The organism is Acinetobacter sp. SAAs474, assembly GCF_032823475.1.
Taxonomy (GTDB): domain Bacteria; phylum Pseudomonadota; class Gammaproteobacteria; order Pseudomonadales; family Moraxellaceae; genus Acinetobacter.
In genome coordinates this window covers 1,421,749-1,441,169 of sequence record NZ_CP127915.1, presented here as the reverse complement: position 1 = coordinate 1,441,169, position 19,421 = coordinate 1,421,749, and the positions used below count along the sequence as shown (strand labels likewise).

General features: G+C 38.9%; 15 protein-coding genes and 3 tRNA genes. 7 read left to right on the top strand and 11 right to left on the bottom strand.

Going from position 1 to position 19,421, the window contains the following annotated elements:
• Positions 1–75: 75 nt before the first annotated feature.
• Positions 76–924 (bottom strand): bifunctional methylenetetrahydrofolate dehydrogenase/methenyltetrahydrofolate cyclohydrolase FolD, encoded by an 849-nt coding sequence (gene folD / locus QSG86_RS07810; RefSeq protein ID WP_317030967.1) that lies wholly within the window; start codon positions 922–924, stop codon positions 76–78.
• Positions 925–1,078: 154 nt separating this feature from the next.
• Here folD and QSG86_RS07805 point away from each other — a divergent pair.
• The 4 genes from QSG86_RS07805 to QSG86_RS07790 all read left to right on the top strand — a co-directional run bounded on the left by QSG86_RS07805 (position 1,079) and on the right by QSG86_RS07790 (position 2,450).
• Positions 1,079–1,152, top strand: a tRNA-Cys gene (locus tag QSG86_RS07805).
• A 9-nt stretch (positions 1,153–1,161) separates the two neighbouring features.
• Positions 1,162–1,247, top strand: a tRNA-Leu gene (locus QSG86_RS07800).
• A gap of 109 nt (positions 1,248–1,356) precedes the next feature.
• Positions 1,357–2,082 (top strand): hypothetical protein, encoded by a 726-nt coding sequence (locus QSG86_RS07795; protein ID WP_317030966.1) that lies wholly within the window; start codon positions 1,357–1,359, stop codon positions 2,080–2,082.
• Positions 2,083–2,364: 282 nt separating this feature from the next.
• A tRNA-Leu gene (locus QSG86_RS07790) sits at positions 2,365–2,450 on the top strand.
• Positions 2,451–2,753: 303 nt separating this feature from the next.
• Here QSG86_RS07790 and QSG86_RS07785 read toward each other — a convergent pair.
• The 4 genes from QSG86_RS07785 to rlmE form a co-directional block, all read right to left on the bottom strand.
• Positions 2,754–3,065 carry a DUF5713 family protein gene (locus tag QSG86_RS07785; protein WP_317030965.1) on the bottom strand — a complete coding sequence of 104 codons (312 nt, stop codon included), beginning with the start codon at positions 3,063–3,065 and terminating at the stop codon, positions 2,754–2,756.
• Positions 3,066–3,247: 182 nt separating this feature from the next.
• Entirely contained in the window at positions 3,248–4,114 is an 867-nt protein-coding gene (gene folP / locus QSG86_RS07780; RefSeq protein WP_317030964.1) for a dihydropteroate synthase, read from the bottom strand.
• Between the two features lie 155 nt (positions 4,115–4,269).
• Positions 4,270–6,159, bottom strand: a complete 1,890-nt coding sequence (ftsH, locus tag QSG86_RS07775; RefSeq protein ID WP_317030963.1) for an ATP-dependent zinc metalloprotease FtsH — start codon at positions 6,157–6,159, stop codon at positions 4,270–4,272.
• Between the two features lie 139 nt (positions 6,160–6,298).
• Positions 6,299–6,949, bottom strand: a complete 651-nt coding sequence (gene rlmE, locus QSG86_RS07770) for a 23S rRNA (uridine(2552)-2'-O)-methyltransferase RlmE (RefSeq protein ID WP_317030962.1) — start codon at positions 6,947–6,949, stop codon at positions 6,299–6,301.
• Positions 6,950–7,144: 195 nt separating this feature from the next.
• Here rlmE and yhbY point away from each other — a divergent pair, with 195 nt between their 5' ends.
• Together yhbY and QSG86_RS07760 are read left to right on the top strand one after the other, a co-directional pair.
• Positions 7,145–7,468 (top strand): ribosome assembly RNA-binding protein YhbY, encoded by a 324-nt coding sequence (gene yhbY, locus QSG86_RS07765; RefSeq protein ID WP_317030961.1) that lies wholly within the window; start codon positions 7,145–7,147, stop codon positions 7,466–7,468.
• Positions 7,469–7,477: 9 nt separating this feature from the next.
• Entirely contained in the window at positions 7,478–8,020 is a 543-nt protein-coding gene (locus tag QSG86_RS07760) for a DOMON-like domain-containing protein (protein WP_317030960.1), read from the top strand.
• 65 nt (positions 8,021–8,085) lie between these two features.
• Here QSG86_RS07760 and QSG86_RS07755 read toward each other — a convergent pair whose 3' ends face one another.
• Complete coding sequence (locus QSG86_RS07755) at positions 8,086–9,585, bottom strand: cation:proton antiporter (protein WP_317032703.1); 1,500 nt, start codon at positions 9,583–9,585, stop codon at positions 8,086–8,088.
• Positions 9,586–10,021: 436 nt separating this feature from the next.
• On the opposite strand from QSG86_RS07755, the gene trpS reads away from it, so the two are divergent.
• On the top strand, positions 10,022–11,035 hold the full coding sequence (gene trpS / locus QSG86_RS07750) for a tryptophan--tRNA ligase (RefSeq protein ID WP_317030959.1): 1,014 nt from the start codon (positions 10,022–10,024) through the stop codon (positions 11,033–11,035).
• A gap of 79 nt (positions 11,036–11,114) precedes the next feature.
• On the opposite strand, the gene sucD is transcribed toward trpS, so the two are convergent.
• The 5 genes from sucD to QSG86_RS07725 all read right to left on the bottom strand — a co-directional run bounded on the left by sucD (position 11,115) and on the right by QSG86_RS07725 (position 18,892).
• Complete coding sequence (gene sucD, locus QSG86_RS07745; RefSeq protein WP_317030958.1) at positions 11,115–12,005, bottom strand: succinate--CoA ligase subunit alpha; 891 nt, start codon at positions 12,003–12,005, stop codon at positions 11,115–11,117.
• A gap of 10 nt (positions 12,006–12,015) precedes the next feature.
• Positions 12,016–13,182, bottom strand: coding sequence for an ADP-forming succinate--CoA ligase subunit beta (gene sucC, locus QSG86_RS07740; protein ID WP_317030957.1), 1,167 nt, complete (start codon positions 13,180–13,182; stop codon positions 12,016–12,018).
• Positions 13,183–13,351: 169 nt separating this feature from the next.
• Positions 13,352–14,785 carry a dihydrolipoyl dehydrogenase gene (gene lpdA / locus QSG86_RS07735; protein ID WP_317030956.1) on the bottom strand — a complete coding sequence of 478 codons (1,434 nt, stop codon included), beginning with the start codon at positions 14,783–14,785 and terminating at the stop codon, positions 13,352–13,354.
• Positions 14,786–14,844: 59 nt separating this feature from the next.
• A complete protein-coding gene (gene odhB / locus QSG86_RS07730; RefSeq protein WP_317030955.1) occupies positions 14,845–16,053 on the bottom strand; it encodes a 2-oxoglutarate dehydrogenase complex dihydrolipoyllysine-residue succinyltransferase in 1,209 nt (402 codons plus the stop codon).
• A gap of 16 nt (positions 16,054–16,069) precedes the next feature.
• The gene (locus QSG86_RS07725; RefSeq protein WP_317030954.1) at positions 16,070–18,892 is read right to left on the bottom strand and encodes a 2-oxoglutarate dehydrogenase E1 component; all 2,823 of its coding nucleotides are present in this window, start codon (positions 18,890–18,892) and stop codon (positions 16,070–16,072) included.
• Positions 18,893–19,421 lie beyond the last annotated feature (529 nt).

The window sequence follows — 19,421 nt, the reverse complement described above, 5'->3', positions numbered from 1 at the left end:
CAACGGATCAATCTCTAACAAATAAATTCAAAAGGGAGAATGCTTGTTGAAGCACAAGCTCTCCCAACATAGTACTTAAGCGAGTGCTTTTTCAGCCGCTTCAACCGTTTGACGAATTAATGTAGTAATCGTCATTGGGCCTACACCGCCTGGCACTGGGGTATAGGCAGCAGCAATATTTTCAATACCTTGTAATTGAATGTCACCAACACCACCACCATCACGCGGATGGAAGCCAGCATCAACCACAACAGCACCAGGCTTAATCCAGTCTTGCTGAATTAATTCAGCCTTACCGACAGCACCCACCACAATATCTGCTTGCTTAACGAATTCAGCTAAATTTTCTGTCCGTGAGTGACAAATCGTCACAGTGGCATTGGCTTGTAACAACATCATCGCCATCGGCTTACCCAAAATAGCAGAACGTCCTACAACAACGGCATGTTTCCCAGCAATTTCAATTTGGTTTTGCTGCAAAATCGTCATAATACCTGCTGGTGTTGCTGAACCATAAGCAGCCTCACCCATGGCCATACGACCAAAACCAAGACATGTTACACCATCAACATCTTTAGCAAGAGAAATTGCATCAAAGCATGCACGCTCATCAATTTGTGCAGGTACTGGATGCTGCAATAAAATACCATGCACATCAGGATTGGCATTTAATTTTTCAATTTCAGCCAACAACTGTTCAGTCGTGGTTTCTTTCGGTAGCTCTACCTTTAAAGAATCCATACCGACACGACGACAAGCATTCCCTTTCATCCGTACATAAGTTGCAGATGCACCATCATCACCAACTAAAATAGTCGCTAAAATTGGGGTCCGCCCTGTTTTTTCTTTAAGTGCTTCTACTCGAATCAATAAGTCAGCTTCAATTTTTTTCGCTAATGCACGCCCATCCAAAACTAATGCCACAGCCCATCTCCCAAGTGTTGATATTAATCAATTTGGCGTATTTTACATGAATATTTAAATTATTTGCTGTTATATGCTGTTTTTATGTGCATACAATAGCATCATAGTATTGTTTTTTTTTCAGAGCTTGCTAATATACGCATCAACAAGACGCGGCGGGGTGGCAGAGTGGTCATGCAGCGGACTGCAACTCCGTGGACGCCGGTTCGATTCCGACCTCCGCCTCCATCTTGTTAAGCCCGAGTGGTGAAATCGGTAGACACAGGGGATTTAAAATCCCCCGCCCACAAAGCGTGCCAGTTCGAGTCTGGCCTCGGGCACCATCTTAAATCAAGATGGTGTAATAAAATATCCAGCATTATGCTGGTTTTTTTATGTCTAAATTTCCTCACTAAAAAACACAATAAACGCTAAAGATAACCTGTATTCCCTATGATGACTCAACAACAAATTTTAGAGCGTTATAACCAACTCTTTAATCAATACCCTGAAGCATTTAAAAAACCGCGCTTATTGTACGGACTCATCCCTGTCCATGGAGCACTGGATGAATGGAAAGAGTTTTTACCTTGGTTAATTGCAGGGATAATCTTTATACCAAGCGTTTATCTACTCCATGTTTATTTACTGCACGAGGTCGGGAATTTTCTCAGCTATGCCATTGGAATTTTATTCATTACCTTATGTTTTATGCTTATTTCACCCTTCATTATTTATCAAATTCGCCACTCATCTACACATCTCTATCAATCTATCAAAAATATTCCGCTCAGAATTACAATATTAATTATCTTACAAGCCATCAATATCAAATTTTTAGAAAGTTCATTACTATTAAGTGCATTATTTTTTTTCAGTATCAGCTATGGCTTTATTGGCCTGATCAAAGAAAACCTATTTAAACCCCACACCTCAAGTCAAGTACTGGTTCAGTTACGCCATATTCGCCAAGCCTGCTTCTCATCCCATCTACAAGTCGTAAAAATTTCCCTAAAAATGAAGTTTTATAAAAAATCATCCGCATACTACCCCCATCTACAACAACAACGAAACACAGCCATACAAACCCATCAAACATTACAAAAGTTTGAAAAAGCGCTGTATCAAAACCTAAAATATATCAATCTTGAGACCTATATTGATGAGTTAATGAAATAGTTTGACATGCTCATATTCATCGTCGGGAATATATCTGCTTTGCTCAGCCATTCAATCTGCTTAGCATAGATAACACCGACAAAATATCAAACAACTAAAAAAATTTCACTCCAACACCGCAACAATCAACAGTCTTTATAAAAAATATTGTCTATATGGTGATGTATAATTTGAATATTTTGTATATTTTTTATTCACAACAAATTCATTTGCTTGAAAATAAAGCAATCTATTCAAAATAGACTTGCCAAGCTTTATTTACTCCTCTATTATGACGCACATGCCCGAGTGGTGAAATCGGTAGACACAGGGGATTTAAAATCCCCCGCCCACAAAGCGTGCCAGTTCGAGTCTGGCCTCGGGCACCATCTTAAGTCTAAATAAAGATGGTGCAATAAAATATCCAGCATTATGCTGGTTTTTTTATATGTAAAATTTAACTTCGTCTTATCTACTAAACCAAATCTATCCACTCTGCCGCAAGCAGCTGATAAAATACACATATCATAATGACGATATTTTTATCATTTCATAAATAATATGATATAAATGCCAAATAGTGAATTCGTTTTAACCCATTTAAGGCGCGCTATCATTCCATAATCGTCATCTATATCATACGTGCCATTTACCTACCTATTTGCACCAATGACCATATCATTAAACAACAATTACCATGCTCGATTTGAAACCAAGGCTTCCATTTCAATATCCATATAACCATAAGCCTGAACAATCATCATCATCGCTTCCGCAATATAATCTGCAGCAACAGCATCCAAACTTGAATCCAAATCCTCGAACTGAGGTTTCATTTCATTAATTTTTGCTACAGTGTCATCAGCAATGCGGTAAATATCCGAATCAGTTACATTTTTTTCAATATGCTTGGAAAATTGTTCAATGTGTTGCTGAATTTCCGCAACAAGAATATCTGGGTAATATTCATCATCAAACATTGGCAGCAATAAATCTTCTAACATACCTATTAATCAATTTGTATAAAACCACGTGCTTATATCATAATTACGCTATTAGACCAATATTAAACAAGATAAATACTGTGATTTATCCTGTTTAAATTAAATGCCATGATTGCGACATAAATCAAAAAATAAGTCGCTACATTACTCTACTTACTCTACCCATTTAGACTCGCCACTTCCTAGTGATCACTTGCAACGGATGACTGCATGGCCCGCCAGACACGAATCGCATCCATCATGGCTTTTACATCATGTGCACGTACAATGGATGCCCCTTGCTGAATACTCAGCAAATGTGCCACGACAGAACCTACCGCTCGATCTGCAACATCTGCACCCAATAAAGCCTCACCAATAAAACGCTTACGAGATAAACCTGAAAGAATCGGATAACCTAAGTCATTCAACTGATATAATTGATCCAGCAATTGCAAGTTTTGCTGTGCATTTTTAGCAAAACCAAAACCTGGATCAATAATAATATTTTCTGCTTTAATTCCTGCAGTAACAGCTGCATCTATACGTTGTTGCAACTCATTCATAACATCTACAGTAACATGATCATACTGATCTAAATGATTCATGGTTGTTGGCTCACCACGCATATGCATGATAATAACAGGCACATCTAATTCAACTGCAGTTTCCAATGCATTTGGTCGTGTCAAAGCACGTACATCATTCCAAATATGTGCACCCGCTTTTACTGCTGCACGCATGACTTCCGGCTGTGAAGTATCAATCGACAATATAATGTCATACTGCGCCAACGCCTCTACAACAGGAATTACCCGATTAATTTCTTCATCAATCTCAACCACTGCTGCACCAGGACGCGTAGATTCCCCTCCAATATCAATAATCGTTGCACCTTCAGCCATCATTTGCAATGCACGCTCAATAGCTGCCATACCACGATTATGCTGACCACCATCGCTAAATGAATCAGGTGTCACATTCAAAATACCCATGACATGTGGTACAGCCAAATCAAGACTGAAGCGACCACATTTAATTTTTTTTCTAGGTAATTCAACTAACTGCATTATTAATCGACCTCCATAAATTTAATGTTATTGTATCTTGTTCAGCCATGACAAAAATATATTTTAATGACTTTCCTTACTTCAATTTGGATGGTCTAGATAGAAACATCCAATTACTTTAGGCATAAAAAAACCACCCGAAGGTGGTTTTTAAGTTAAGCTGATGGTAATGGCGGTGGTGTTGTTGATGCGTCAGTAGGTGTCACGTCAATCACAGGATGATCAGCAACATACACTTTTGGTGGTTGTGGTTCACGTCCTTCCATAATATCGCGAATTTGCTCACGATCAATGGTTTCCCATTCCAACAATGCTTTAACCATCGCATGCGCAATATCTTTATTATTTTCCAAGATATCTCGTGCAACACGATACTGCTCATCAATAATACGACGTACTTCAGCATCTACTTGTTGTTGAGTTGCCTCTGAAATAGTACGACTACCAATACTGCCCATAAATGACTGCTGCGAATCATCTTCATAAACCATCACGCCAAGCTTATCAGACATACCGTATTTGGTAACCATCGCACGTGCCATTTTAGTTGCACGTTCAAAATCGTTTGATGCACCGGTTGACATTTGATTAATGAAGACTTCTTCAGCAATACGCCCACCAAATAAAATTGACAATTCGTTTAACATTTTGTCTTTATAATTGCTGGTCTGATCAAATTCAGGCAATTGCCATGTTACACCCAATGCCCAACCACGTGGCATAATGGTAACTTTATGCACAGGATCCGTACCTGGTAGTATTTCAGCCACGATCGCATGCCCAGCCTCATGATATGCTGTTGCACGACGTTCTTCTTCACGAAGTACCATCGACTTACGTTCTGGCCCCATATACAGCTTATCTTTTGCATCTTCAAAATCATGCATATCAACTGTATTCTTGTTACGACGCGCTGCGAACAATGCAGCCTCGTTCACAAGGTTAGCCAATTGTGCACCAGAAAAACCAGGTGTACCACGTGCTAAAACTTTAACATCAACACCTGTAATCGACGGTAGTTTTTTCAAATGTACATTTAAGATTTGTTCGCGACCTTTAATGTCAGGCAAACCAACCATTACTTGGCGGTCAAAACGTCCCGGACGCAACAATGCTTTATCCAGTACATCGGCACGGTTTGTCGCTGCAATCACGATAATACCTTCGTTGCCTTCAAAGCCATCCATTTCAACCAACATCTGGTTTAATGTTTGTTCACGCTCATCATGACCACCACCAGTACCCGAACCACGATGACGCCCTACCGCATCAATCTCATCGATAAAGATGATACATGGTGCATGACGTTTTGCTTGTTCAAACATATCACGAACACGTGAAGCACCAACACCAACAAACATTTCCACGAAGTCAGAACCAGAAATACTGAAGAATGGTACTTTGGCTTCACCCGCAATCGCTTTAGCCAACAAGGTCTTACCTGTACCAGGAGGACCAACCATCAATACACCTTTAGGAATAGTTGCACCTAAACGTTTAAATTTTGCTGGGTCTTTTAAAAAGTCAACAATCTCAACAACTTCTTGTTTAGCTTCATCACAACCCGCTACATCAGTAAAAGTCACTTTAATTTGGTCTTCCGAAAGCATTTTTGCTTTCGACTTACCAAAGCTCATTGGACCATTTTTACCGCCTGCACCACCACCCATGTTGCGCATAAAAAACATGAATAACAAAATGATTAAAAGTACAGGGAAACTCGCAATGAGGAGTTGCATCAATAAACCTTGACGTTGCGGTGCAGTACCCTCAACAATTACATGATTTTTTATGAGGCTCGGCATCAGTTCAGGATCTTGAACAGCCGGACGAATACTTTCAAATGGTGAGCCATTTGCTTTTTCACCACTAATTCTTTCGCCATCGATTGTAACTTTTTTAATTTGACCAGCATTCACCGCAGCAACAAACTCAGAGTAGTTCATTGATGTCGGCTTATCACTGCCATTGATGTTACTGAAAATAAGTATCAGTACACCAAGTATAATGAGCCACAATACGGCATTCTTGAAGAGATCGCTCAAAGCTTTATTCCCATATCAATCTAATTTGATCATGCCCTCAATGGGTGACCTTTGTTTCCAATTAAGCTGAAGATCAGCTATCAAAATCATTAAAAAAATACAACATGCACAATTTTTAACGACTTGGCAAGTAAACTTTTTACTTAGAAGCTTTTTTACGCCCTTGTCCTATAAGAAAAACCTCTTTAGAACGCGCACGTGAAGCAGCCGGTTTTGCAGTCTTTAATATATCAAAGCTATCAACAACCTGCTTGCGAAATTCATCAAATCCAGAGCCCTGAAAAACTTTTACAACAAATTGACCATTTGGACCCAATACTCGTTGCGCAAAGTCTAAAGCAAGTTCACATAAATAAATTTGACGAGGTTGATCTACAGCCCTATTACCTGATGTATTGGGGGCCATATCTGAAATTACAACATCAACTTTGCGTCCATTTAAAATATTTAACAATTTTTCGAAAACTTCTTCCTCTCGAAAATCACCTTGTAAAAAAGTCACATCGGGAAGAGCATCCATTTCTAGAATATCCGAAGCAATCACCAAACCTTTATCACCGACTAATTTGCCGGCAATTTGTGACCAACTCCCTGGTGCAGCACCTAAATCAACCACGGTCATACCAGGTCTGATAATTTTATATTTTTCTTGGATTTCAAGTAGTTTATAAGCGGCACGTGCGCGATAACCCTCTTTTTGCGCTTTTTTTACAAAAGGGTCATCTAAATGCTCTCTCATCCACGCACGACTACTTTTTGATAACTTTTGGTTGGTAATGCGTGTTGCCATAAATCTCTAAACATTAATTTTCTTGGTATTCATTGTACGTGAAAAAGTTTATAGATGCAGTATACATGTGTATCTAAATCACGTCTTTTAATCATATTTTTTTGCAATAAATTGCATAGAATATTTGTACAGTTTTTACAGCGCTTAACCTTGCCTTTTGCTATACTGAGCTGTTTTTAAAATTAGGTATTTTATATGGCGGCTTTATCTATTCAAGAGCGTAAACGTTTACGTCAAATTGGACATGCGCTAAATCCAGTAGTCATGGTGGGTGATAAAGGCTTATCTGAGAGCGTCATTGAAGAATTGGCACGTGCCCTCAATGATCACGAACTAATTAAAGTCAAAGTGACTGGTGAAGATCGTGTTGAACGTAGTACATTAATCAGCCAAATTGCTGAAGTATCAGGCGCTGAAATTGTACAAACCATTGGTAAAATTGCATTGCTTTACAAAAAAGCAGCAAAACAAAATCAAAAGTTATCTAATCTTGTTCGACACGCTCATTTATCTAATTAAGCTGATTTTATGGCCAGTTACGAACTTAACGCTTTCGATAAAAAAGATGTTCAATCCATTTCTTTAGTGGGAGCGATCGAACAGCAAAATCCTTATCTTTTAAATGTAGGATATTGGTTACGCGATCCTAATCAATTTATACAATGGCCAGATGTACTTCACTCATCACCACGTCTAGATTATTTATGGCAACAAACCTGCTTTGAAGTTTTTATTGGTGTAAAGGACGAAGATTTTTATCGAGAAGTCAACCTCTCTCCATCTCAGGCTTGGCAGGCTTATGATTTTGAAGAATATCGTTATCCTGAAACTATGCCGCCAAAACCGGCCTATGATATTGAACTTCATCAACTTAAAAAAACCCATTATGGTTTAAATGCCAGTATTGACCTCACTGAGTTTATGTTGAACTATAAACTAAAATGGACAGATCTCTTTATCGGATTAACTGCTGTACTTAAAACAACGCAAGGCGAACATTACTTTGCGATGCAACATAGTAGTCCACAGGCAGACTTTCATAATAAGCGTGATTGGTTACATCAATTTTAAATCACATAGCAAAAGGATTATTCCTTTTGCTATTTTTATGATCCAGCACCTTCAATAAAATCATGCTAAAAGTTGTTAGGATTTTCAAAATTTTTCACTTTTTGCGCCTTGTCTGGATGATGTACTGCAGCCACACCATCTTCTGTTCTTTGATCTACTAATGTTTCTGGTTGATACACCGTAATGGTTTCATTACCATGATGATCCTCACCAACAATATATTTAAATCCTTTCCGATTCATTTTATTGCACATTCGTTGATACCAGCCCTTAAACCCTTTAGTTTCTTCATTGGGATTATAATAAAAGGCATTCATCACTGCAGGTAAGCCCAGCCCACACACCAACCCAGATAACAACACCACAATAAAAGTATAACCAATTAAAATCCCGCTATACTCACTCAACTCAGGAATATTGGCCACTGCCAAAATCAAGGCCAAGGAAATTCCGCCTCGAACCCCACCCCAAGAAAGAATCGTCAAGCTACCGTTATAGCTATTCTTTCTAAATACAGGAAAAAATGAAAATGATAAAAAGTTCGCTGCAAAACGTGCTAAATGTAAAATAATAAAGGCAACTATCCCACCCAAAATCAGTTTAACACTCAAATCAATAATAAACAGTTCAAGACCAATTAACGTAAACAAAAATGAATTGATAATACCTTCTACCGTATGCCAAAAATGATTGACCTCCCGAATTTCTTTTTCTTGAAGAATTTCATTCCACTTATTACCCACAATTAATCCACCAATAACACAAGCAATCGGTGCTGAAGCATGAGCAAACAAAGCAATTAAATATGAGCCACACGCCAATAAAGCCGTAGTTAAAATCAGTGATTCCATTTCATGTTTACCACGAAGCAAACGTAAAATAGCAAAACCGACTCCCCAGCCAATAATAACAGCCACTACAATTTCATAAAGCAAAGTTTCTAAAACACCAAGCACCGTAATATGTTGACCTTTTAAAACATTCAACAAGGTCATAAATAACGCAATACACATTGCATCATTAAATAACGATTCGCCCTCAAGCTTTACAATTAGATGATGCGGTGCTCTAACTGAACTTAATACCCCTTTAATTCCAATTGGATCCGTTGCACCTAAGGCTGCACCCAATAAAAGCAGCACCAACAGATCAACATGTTGTCCTAATAAAAACTGAAATCCATATAGTGCGATACCAAAAAACACAGCACAGAGGACTAAAGCAATACTGGCAAGCAATCCAATTGGTTTCCAATAATTTCTTAAATCAGAAACCTTAAACTTCAATGCCGATGAAGTTAAAATAAAGCAAATCACACCATTAATTAAAAAATTATAAAAATCAATATGTCTAACTGCTGCTTCAATATTATTAATATTAATACTAATAAAACGATTACCATTTAATAAACTGGCACCCCATTGTAATAAAAATACAAAAATTGCAGAAACAATAGGAACACCAATCGCTTGCGGAAATCCAAGAACGCGCTTATTAAAAATCGTTGTTGCGATCGAAAGTGCAAAAATAACGGTGAAAATCTGTAAAAATAAAAAACTACCCATTGCACGACCATTTTTAATTACAAGACAAGAGAATAATTTTAAATAGCTCACGCTATACTGAAATATTCTTATTCCAGAAATCATAATACTTTTTCTTCAAGTTTATGAAGAATAAATAACATTTCTACAGCAGAAAATATGCAAGTTTGAATATTGCCACACTCACAAATACACCTCGCATACACACATTATTTTACTTTCTGGCTATTCACGGCTTCTCTATTCTTAGCGCATATATTGATTAAAGGTACATCGATATCAATACATGATGATTTACTATTTTAAAGACAGATGCTTCATTTATTTTTTGTATAAAATGAATTACTTTTATAATTTTCTCATTTTATTGTTCTGACATAAAAAAAAAATATACCGTACAATAGCATCATTTTCTATAAAGCTCGATGTAGCCTAGACTACTTTTTTGGAATCCGTCATGAGTACTCAAGATCATCGCCCCATCATATTAACGGGCGACCGTCCTACAGGACAACTTCACCTTGGTCATTTTGTTGGCTCTCTACGTTCTCGCGTAGGATTACAAGATTCACATCATCAGCATCTATTACTTGCCGATGCACAAGCACTCACCGATAATGCCGATAATTTTGAAAAAGTGCGTCGCAATATCATTGAAGTCGCAACAGACTATCTTGCCGTCGGTATTGATCCAAACAAAACCACCATTTGTGTTCAATCTTGCTTACCAGCACTCAATGAACTCACGATGCTGTATCTAAATTTTGTCACTGTTGCTCGTTTAGAGCGCAACCCAACCATTAAATCTGAAATTCAAATGCGCGGTTTTGAGCGTGATATCCCTGCAGGTTTCTTATGCTACCCTGTTGCTCAAGCTGCTGATATTACTGCATTTAAAGCCACTGTTGTTCCCGTAGGTGAAGATCAGATTCCTATGATCGAACAAACCAATGAAATTGTTCGTCGTTTAAATCGTCAAATCGGTCATGACTTATTACCAGAATGTAAAGCACTACTATCCAATATGGGGCGTCTTCCTGGTTTTGATGGTAAAGCAAAAATGTCTAAATCACTCGGCAATACCATCGTTTTAGATGCAAGTGATAAAGATATTAAAAAAGCAGTCAATGCAATGTATACCGACCCAAATCACTTACGTATCGAAGATCCAGGTCAAGTTGAAGGCAACATTGTCTTTACTTATCTAGATGCATTTGATCCAAACAAAGAAGAAGTTGAAGAACTGAAAGCACATTATCGCCGCGGTGGTTTAGGTGATGGCACTGTTAAAAAACGTCTTGAAGCTGTACTTAAAGAGCTGATTGGCCCTATTCGCGAACGTCGTATCGAACTAGCAAAAGATCCTGATTATATTATGGATATTCTTAAAGCAGGTACAGAACGTTGTCGTGATATTACCCAACAGACTTTAGATGAAGTTAAATCAGGTTTAGGCGTATTTCATTTTTAACGACCAGTATGCAGGTAAAGTCTATCATTGAGACTTTACCTGCGTTTCACGCTTACGCGATCATCATCAAGATCAAGCGTTACAACATCGCTTTTTCTGTTAACAAGGCATACATGGTTGATCCAAGTTCTGCTGGACTACGTGTATAAGCAATACCTGCTTTTTCAAATGCACGGAATTTTTCTTCAGCCGTTCCTTTACCACCTGAAATAATTGCACCAGCATGCCCCATTCGCTTACCTTTCGGCGCTGTCACACCTGCGATATAGCCAACCACAGGCTTGGTCACACATGACTGAATATACTCTGCAGCCTCTTCTTCTGCTGTACCACCAATTTCACCAATCATGATAATCGCATCGGTTTGCGGATCTTCTTGAAATAGTTTTAAACAGTCAATTTGGTTCATTCCAGGAATAGGATCACCACCAATACCAATACAGGTCGATTGTCCCAAACCTAATTTGGTCGTTTGTGCAACCGCTTCATAGGTCAGTGTACCTGAACGTGAAATAACACCAATACGCCCAGGTTGATGAATATGTCCTGGCATAATCCCAATTTTGCATTCTCCAGGGGTAATAATACCCGGACAATTTGGCCCAATCAGCCGAGCGCCATGACCATTCGTTTCTAAATAACGTTTGGCTTTTAACATATCCAGCGTTGGTACACCTTCAGTAATCACCACAATCAGCTCAATACCTGAATCTACTGCCTCAACAATAGAATCCAATACAAATGGTGCTGGTACATAAATTGAAGTTGCATTAGCACCTGTTTCCTGTACGGCCTCACGCATGGTATTAAATACAGGTAAATCTAAATGCTGTGTTCCACCTTTACCTGGTGTCACACCACCCACGACTTTGGTACCGTAAGCAATCGCCTGCTCAGAATGAAAAGTACCATTTTTTCCAGTAAAACCTTGTACTAAAACTTTTGTATTTTTATTTACTAATACGCTCATGTGATACTCCTTAAGCTTGTACTGCAGCAACAATTTTTTCTGCGGCATCCGCAAGCCCAACTGCAGAAATCAAAGTCAAACCAGATTCATCTAATAATTTGGCCCCAAGTTCAGAATTATTCCCTTCTAAACGCACCACTACCGGCACAGTGACATTGACCTCTTGAACTGCAGCAATAATGGCCTCTGCAATCATGTCACAACGTACAATCCCACCAAAAATATTAATGAGCACACCTTGTACAGAGCTATCGGATAAAATAATTTTAAAGGCTTCAATCACACGATCTTTGGTCGCACCTCCCCCAACATCAAGAAAGTTTGCTGGCTGACCACCATAAAGCTTAATAATATCCATCGTTGCCATTGCCAAACCAGCACCATTGACCATACAACCAATATTACCGTCTAATGCAACATAATTTAGATCAAATTCAGATGCTTTTAATTCACGTTCATTTTCCTGAGATTTATCTCGCATCGCTGCAATTTCAGGCAGTCGATATAATGCATTCGAATCAATACTTACTTTTGCATCAACACAAAGAATATCGCCATTTTCCCGTACTGATAATGGATTAATTTCAAATAATGCAAAATCATTTTCAATAAATGCACGATATGCACCGGTCATCAAAGTAACAAATTGACTAATTTGTTTATCTTTTAAACCCAGCTTAAATGCCACATCACGTGCTTGGAATGGTAATAAACCAACTAAAGGATCAACTTCTACTTTAATAATTTTTTCAGGTGTTTCTTCAGCGACTTTTTCAATTTCTACACCACCTTCAGTCGAAGCCATAAAAGTAACACGACGACTAGAGCGATCTACAACAGCACCCAAGTACAGCTCACGCGCTACAGGATAAACATCTTCGCAGACCAAAATACTATGAATTGGCTGTCCATAACTATCTGTTTGATAAGTAACTAAACGTGAACCCAACATTTTTTTTGCATATTCGGTTGCTTCGTCTTTTGATTTTACAACCTTAACGCCACCAGCCTTACCACGACCACCAGCATGCACTTGTACCTTCATCACAGCACAGTGACCACCAATCTGATCAAATGCAGTTGCTGCTTCTTTAGGTGTTTGAATTAAAATGCCTTCTTGAACTGGCATACCATATTTTTTTAATAACGCTTTTGCTTGATATTCGTGTAGATTCATTTCTATACCTTTTACTACTTTTCACGTTGTTATTTACCAACAAAACTTAAGCGTCCATTACAATAAGCTTTGTATTTATAGAATTTATACTTTTATGACTAAATGATCTATCAATTATTATTAATCATTTAAATAAAAAAGAGCGGTCAAAACCGCTCTTTTAATCAACTTACTTACGTTTACGCTGAATCGCGTGAATGGCACGACCATCAACAGCTAAAGCGGCTTCATGTACCACTTCAGAATAGGTTGGATGACCAAATGTCATTAACTGTAAGTCTTCAACAGAAGAAACGAACTCTAATGCGATCATACCTTGGTGTACAATATCAGAAGCACCAGGACCAATGACATGCATACCCAGTAAACGATCTGTTTTAGCATCTGCTACAAATTTAACAAAACCAGCTGCTTCATTTGCTGCTAAAGCACGACCATTGACTGCAAATGGGAATTGACCCGTTTTAACATCATAGCCTTTTTCTTTAGCTTGCTCTTCAGTTAAACCAACCCAAGCCGCTTCTGGATGTGTATAAATTACAGAAATAATAGTGTCGTAATTTACTTGCGCAGCATGACCATGAATACGCTCAACAGCCATTACGCCTTCTTCCATGGCTTTATGCGCAAGCATAGGACCACGAACTAAGTCACCAATTGCATATACACCATCGACAGATGTTGCACACCAATCATTTACGTCAACTAGACCACGTTCTGTCAATTTAATGCCTGAATCTTCAGCCAATAAACCTTCTGCATAAGCACGACGGCCTACACACACAATCACTTTATCAAATGTTTGTGATTTTTCTTCACCACCTTGGGTATATTTAACAGTCACTTCACGACCATTAATTTCCGTACCAGCAACTTTAGCGCCTACACGGATATCCAAGCCTTGTTTGGTTAAGATTTTTTGATATTCTTTTGCTAATGCTTTATCTGCGATTGGTAAAAATGCATCCACTGCTTCAAAAACAACAACTTCAGCACCTAAACGACGCCATACCGAACCGAGTTCAAGACCAATAACACCTGCACCAATCACACCTAAACGCTTAGGTACTTCTGGGAATTCTAGAGCACCAGTAGAATCGACAATCAGGTCTTCATCAACAGGAGCAACTGGAATATTAACAGGTACAGAACCTGTTGCAAGAATCACGTATTTCGGTTCTAAAATTTGAACATCACCTTCGAATGGTGTGAATTCAACTTTTTTGCCTGCAAGTAGCTTGCCTGTACCTTGCAACCACTCAATTCCATTACCTTTAAGTAATTGAGCAACACCACCCGTCAACTGATCAACCACTTTGTCTTTACGTGCAAGTAATTTTGCAAGATCAAAATTTACTTCACCTGTGGTAATACCGTGATCAGCCAAGTGATGCACTGTATCTTCATAACGATGAGAAGAATCCAATAAGGCTTTAGATGGGATACAACCGACGTTCAAGCATGTACCACCCAAAGAAGGTTTACCTTTATGAATGCGTTTCTCAATACATGCAACTTTATAGCCAAGCTGAGCCGCACGAATTGCAGCTTCATAACCACCTGGACCACCACCAATAACAACTAGATCAAATTGTTGAGACATCTGTATCTCCAAAAACGAGCCTAGAGGATCACTCTAAGCCCGTAGTTTATTTTGTAATATTAAAGGTCAAGAATAAGTCGAGCCGGTTCTTCTAACAATTCTTTAATTGTTACTAAGAAACCAACAGCTTCTTTACCATCAATAAGACGATGATCATAAGAAAGTGCCAAATACATCATTGGCAAAATTTCAACTTGTCCATTCACTGCCATCGGACGATCTTGGATTTTATGCATACCCAAAATTGCAGTTTGTGGTGTATTTAAAATTGGGGTTGAAAGTAATGAACCGAAAGTACCACCATTGGTAATCGTGAATGTACCGCCTGTCATATCTTCAATTGAAAGTTTACCTTCACGTGCTTTACCTGCGTAAGCACGAATACCATTTTCAACTTCAGCATAGTTCATACGATCTGTATCACGTAATACAGGTACAACTAGACCACGATCAGAAGATACAGCAACACCGATATCATAAAAACCATGATAAACGATATCATCACCATCAATCGATGCATTTACAGCAGGATAGCGTTTAAGTGCTTCTGTTGCTGCTTTAACAAAAAAGGACATAAAGCCAAGACGTGCACCATGACGTTTTTCAAATGCGTCTTTATATTGTGCACGCATTTCCATGATTGGCTTCATATTCACTTCGTTAAACGTCGTTAACATTGCTGTTTCTTGGGTTGCAGCAAGTAAACGTTCAGCTACACGTTTACGAAGACGTGTCATTGGTACACGTTTTTCAATACGCTCACCCACAGCAACACTTAAAGGTGCTACAGCAGGTTTTGCTTGATGATTTGCAACGTCTTCTTTAGTAATACGACCACCACGGCCTGTACCTGCAACATCTGCTGCTGCGATACCAGATTCAGTTAATGCTTTACGTACCGCAGGAGCTTGATCGGTCACTGCTTGTGCACGCTCAACAACAGGTGCAGCACCTGCTTCAGTTTGTGCAGCCGCTTGCTCAACTTTAGCTTCAGATTGAACTGCTTGAGTTTGAGCTGCACCAGAAACAGCACCTGCTTCAAATTGTGCAATTACTTCAGCAGAAAGTACTGTATCACCTTCATTTTTAATGATAGATGCAATTGTACCATCAGCAGGAGCTACAACTTCCAAAACAACTTTGTCAGTTTCAATATCACAAATCACTTCATCACGTGATACTGCTTCACCTGGTTGTTTGTGCCAAGTTGCAATTGTTCCGTCAGCAACTGACTCTGGGAACACCGGTGCTTTAATTTCGGTTGCCATTCTTAAGACTCTCCTGTTATTCAGCTACGATCGCTAAAGCATCATTTACGAGCTGAGCTTGTTGTTTTGCATGCAAATATGGTGAACCACATGCAGGTGCAGCAGAAGCATCACGACCTGCATAGCTAATACGTAATTGCTTATCTGCTTTTTCAACAGTGTTATAAAGTTGAGGTGCAATAAATAACCACGCACCTTGGTTTTTCGGTTCTTCTTGAGCCCAAACCAGTTCTTTCAAGTTTGGATAAGAAGCGAGAACTTCAGCAAGACGTTGTTCTGGATATGGATATAACTGTTCAATACGAACAATTGCGATATGTTTCAGATCTTGTTCACGACGTTTTTCAAGTAGGTCGTAATAGACTTTACCGCCACATAAAACCAGACGTGTCACTTCTGCAGGATTGATTGCATCCACTTCATTAATGACAGTTTGGAAAGTACCTGTTGCCAACTCATCCAAAGTAGATGTCGCTAATTTATGACGAAGTAATGACTTAGGCGACATAACAATCAATGGTTTACGAATTGGGCGGATAGCTTGACGACGTAACACATGATAAATCTGTGCAGGTGTAGTTGGGGTAATAACCTGCATATTCTCTTCAGCACATAATTGTAAATAACGCTCTAAACGTGCTGACGAATGTTCAGGTCCTTGACCCTCAAAACCATGAGGAAGAAGCATCGTTAAACCACATACGCGCTCCCATTTGGTTTCACCAGAGGCAATAAACTGATCAATCACCACTTGAGCACAGTTCGAGAAGTCACCAAACTGAGCTTCCCAAATAATCAAACCGTGTGGGATTGTAGTGGCATAACCATATTCAAATGCCAATACTGCCATTTCTGATAATAATGAATCATATAAAGCAAAACGTGGCTGATTTTCTTTTACATGACAAAGCGGAATATACGTTTCGCCATCAACTTGGTTATGTAATTTTGCATGACGATGAGAGAACGTACCACGACCAACATCTTCACCGGTAATACGAACCAAATAACCTTCGTCGAGTAATGTTGCATAAGCTAAAGTTTCTGCAGCACCCCAGTTAAGCGGCATTTCACCTGTTTGCATCTTAAAGCGATCATCAATCACTTTAGCAACTTGACGCTGCATCACAAAACCTTCAGGAAGTTTGCGCATGCCTTCACCAAGCTCTTTTAAACGCTCGATCGGGAAAGTCGTATCCCAAATATCAGTATATTCATGACCTAAATATGGTGCCCAATCCACAAACATTTTGGTATTTGGTTCAAGGACCAATGCATTGGCAACATGATGACCTGCTTCAAGATCAGCACGATAGTCTTCAATCATTTGATCTGCAGTAGCACGATCAATCACACCTTCTTGAACCAACTTATCTGCATACAATGCACGTGTTGTGGTTTTTTTATTGATCACTTGGTACATCAATGGCTGAGTTGCTGCAGGTTCGTCAGCCTCGTTATGACCACGACGACGATAACAGAACAAATCAATGACCACGTCTTTACGGAAAGTATGACGGAAATCATGTGCCAATTGCGTGATAAAGATTACTGCTTCAGGATCATCGCCATTGACATGAAATACCGGTGCCTGAACCATTTTCGCGATATCAGTACAGTATTCTGTAGAACGTGCATCACGTGGATCAGATGTCGTAAAACCGACTTGGTTATTGACAACGATATGTACTGTACCACCTACCGTATAACCACGTGTTTGTGACATTTGGAAGGTTTCTTGGTTCACACCTTGACCAGAGAATGCAGCATCACCATGAACAATAACAGGCAGTACATCATCACCACCAATATCTCTACGACGTACTTGACGTGCGCGTACAGAACCTTCAACCACCGGCCCAACAATTTCAAGATGAGATGGGTTAAATGCTAAAGCCAAATGAACTTCACCACCAGCAGTCATCACGTTAGATGAAAAACCTTGGTGGTATTTCACATCACCAGAACCTTTTTTGGTTAAAGATTTACCTTCAAATTCACCAAAAAGATCTGCTGGGTTTTTACCCATGATATTAACAAGAAGGTTTAAACGGCCACGGTGTGGCATACCGATAACGACTTCTTTACAACCCACTGTACCTGCACGCTGGATAATTTCATTCACCATCGGAATAAAGGCTTCACCACCTTCAATACCAAAGCGTTTTGCACCAACGTATTTATTACCTAAATATTTTTCTAAACCTTCTGCAGCCGTTAAACGCTCCAAGAAGTGTTTCTTTTGTTCTGCACTAAAAGTAAATTTACCGAGCGCACCTTCTAAACGTTGCTGAATCCAACGTCTCTCTTTGGTGTCTACGATATGCATATATTCAGCGCCAATCGATGAGCAATAGATTGACTCCATTGCATTCACCATTTCAGCTAAAGTGGTTTCAGTTTTACCAATCGCTAAATTACCGACATTAAATACGGTATCTAGATCAGATTTGGTTAAACCATGTGCCGAAATATCTAAATCAGGAACATCTTCACGTTTTGCTAAACCCAATGGATCCAGTTTTGCTTTTTGGTGTCCACGATTACGGTAAGCAGAAATCAACTGTAATACGCCAATTTGACGACGTTCATGTTCAGAACTGACTTCGCCTTGAACGATTGGTTGAATACGATTAGAGTTACGTCCTAATAACAAGAACTGCTCACGTACATTGCTGTGAGGTTGATCCCCTTTAGGGAATTTATCGAAGTATTTACGCCAATCTTCTCCAACTGATTCTGGAGCCGTTAAATACTGCTCATAAAGCTCTTCAATATACGCTGCACTATCAGCGGAAAGCTCAGTGTCAAGACGCAATGCGTCAGTAACTTCTTGCATTTTTGGACCCATTTCCTATTGCAAAAACATTTTCAGGATGCTTTATAAGCAAAACCCATGATTAGTAATGTCAAATTGATAGCATGACATTATTCCCCATTAGGCATAGCCTTGGGGCGTTATCCCTACATTAGAGAAACTCCAATGTATATAATGAATCATAACGCCCTCAGCGGCATCATCACTCACCAATACTCGGAAAAAACCGAGCAATTTTTTGCAAATCGACTTAAAAAAATAATCTCATGACTTATTTTTTTAAATTGACTTAAAACCAATTACCCAACAGCAAAAATGCTTAAAAAAACAGCAGCCAATCTGCTCTTTTTTTTAATATAATGATGCTGTAAAGTTTAACATGAAGTCAGCGTCTCCAATAATTTTTTTTCACAAATACTTTCCATAAAACAGCAAAATATTGATATGCCACCATGGTCTTACTTAATTCAATGGAGGCGATTAAACAAATTTCCAGTCATCTAAAATAAATTAATGTAGATTCAAAGCGTTTTAATCCATCACAACGCTC

Coding starts and splice junctions, on each gene's coding strand:
- QSG86_RS07795 (WP_317030966.1), top strand. CDS start 1,357: ATGATGACTCAACAACAAATTTTAGAGCGTTATAACCAACTCTTTAAT.
- QSG86_RS07785 (WP_317030965.1), bottom strand. CDS start 3,065: ATGTTAGAAGATTTATTGCTGCCAATGTTTGATGATGAATATTACCCA.
- folP (WP_317030964.1), bottom strand. CDS start 4,114: ATGCAGTTAGTTGAATTACCTAGAAAAAAAATTAAATGTGGTCGCTTC.
- rlmE (WP_317030962.1), bottom strand. CDS start 6,949: ATGGCAACACGCATTACCAACCAAAAGTTATCAAAAAGTAGTCGTGCG.
- yhbY (WP_317030961.1), top strand. CDS start 7,145: ATGGCGGCTTTATCTATTCAAGAGCGTAAACGTTTACGTCAAATTGGA.
- QSG86_RS07760 (WP_317030960.1), top strand. CDS start 7,478: ATGGCCAGTTACGAACTTAACGCTTTCGATAAAAAAGATGTTCAATCC.
- QSG86_RS07755 (WP_317032703.1), bottom strand. CDS start 9,585: ATGGGTAGTTTTTTATTTTTACAGATTTTCACCGTTATTTTTGCACTT.
- trpS (WP_317030959.1), top strand. CDS start 10,022: ATGAGTACTCAAGATCATCGCCCCATCATATTAACGGGCGACCGTCCT.
- sucD (WP_317030958.1), bottom strand. CDS start 12,005: ATGAGCGTATTAGTAAATAAAAATACAAAAGTTTTAGTACAAGGTTTT.
- sucC (WP_317030957.1), bottom strand. CDS start 13,182: ATGAATCTACACGAATATCAAGCAAAAGCGTTATTAAAAAAATATGGT.
- lpdA (WP_317030956.1), bottom strand. CDS start 14,785: ATGTCTCAACAATTTGATCTAGTTGTTATTGGTGGTGGTCCAGGTGGT.
- odhB (WP_317030955.1), bottom strand. CDS start 16,053: ATGGCAACCGAAATTAAAGCACCGGTGTTCCCAGAGTCAGTTGCTGAC.
- QSG86_RS07725 (WP_317030954.1), bottom strand. CDS start 18,892: ATGCAAGAAGTTACTGACGCATTGCGTCTTGACACTGAGCTTTCCGCT.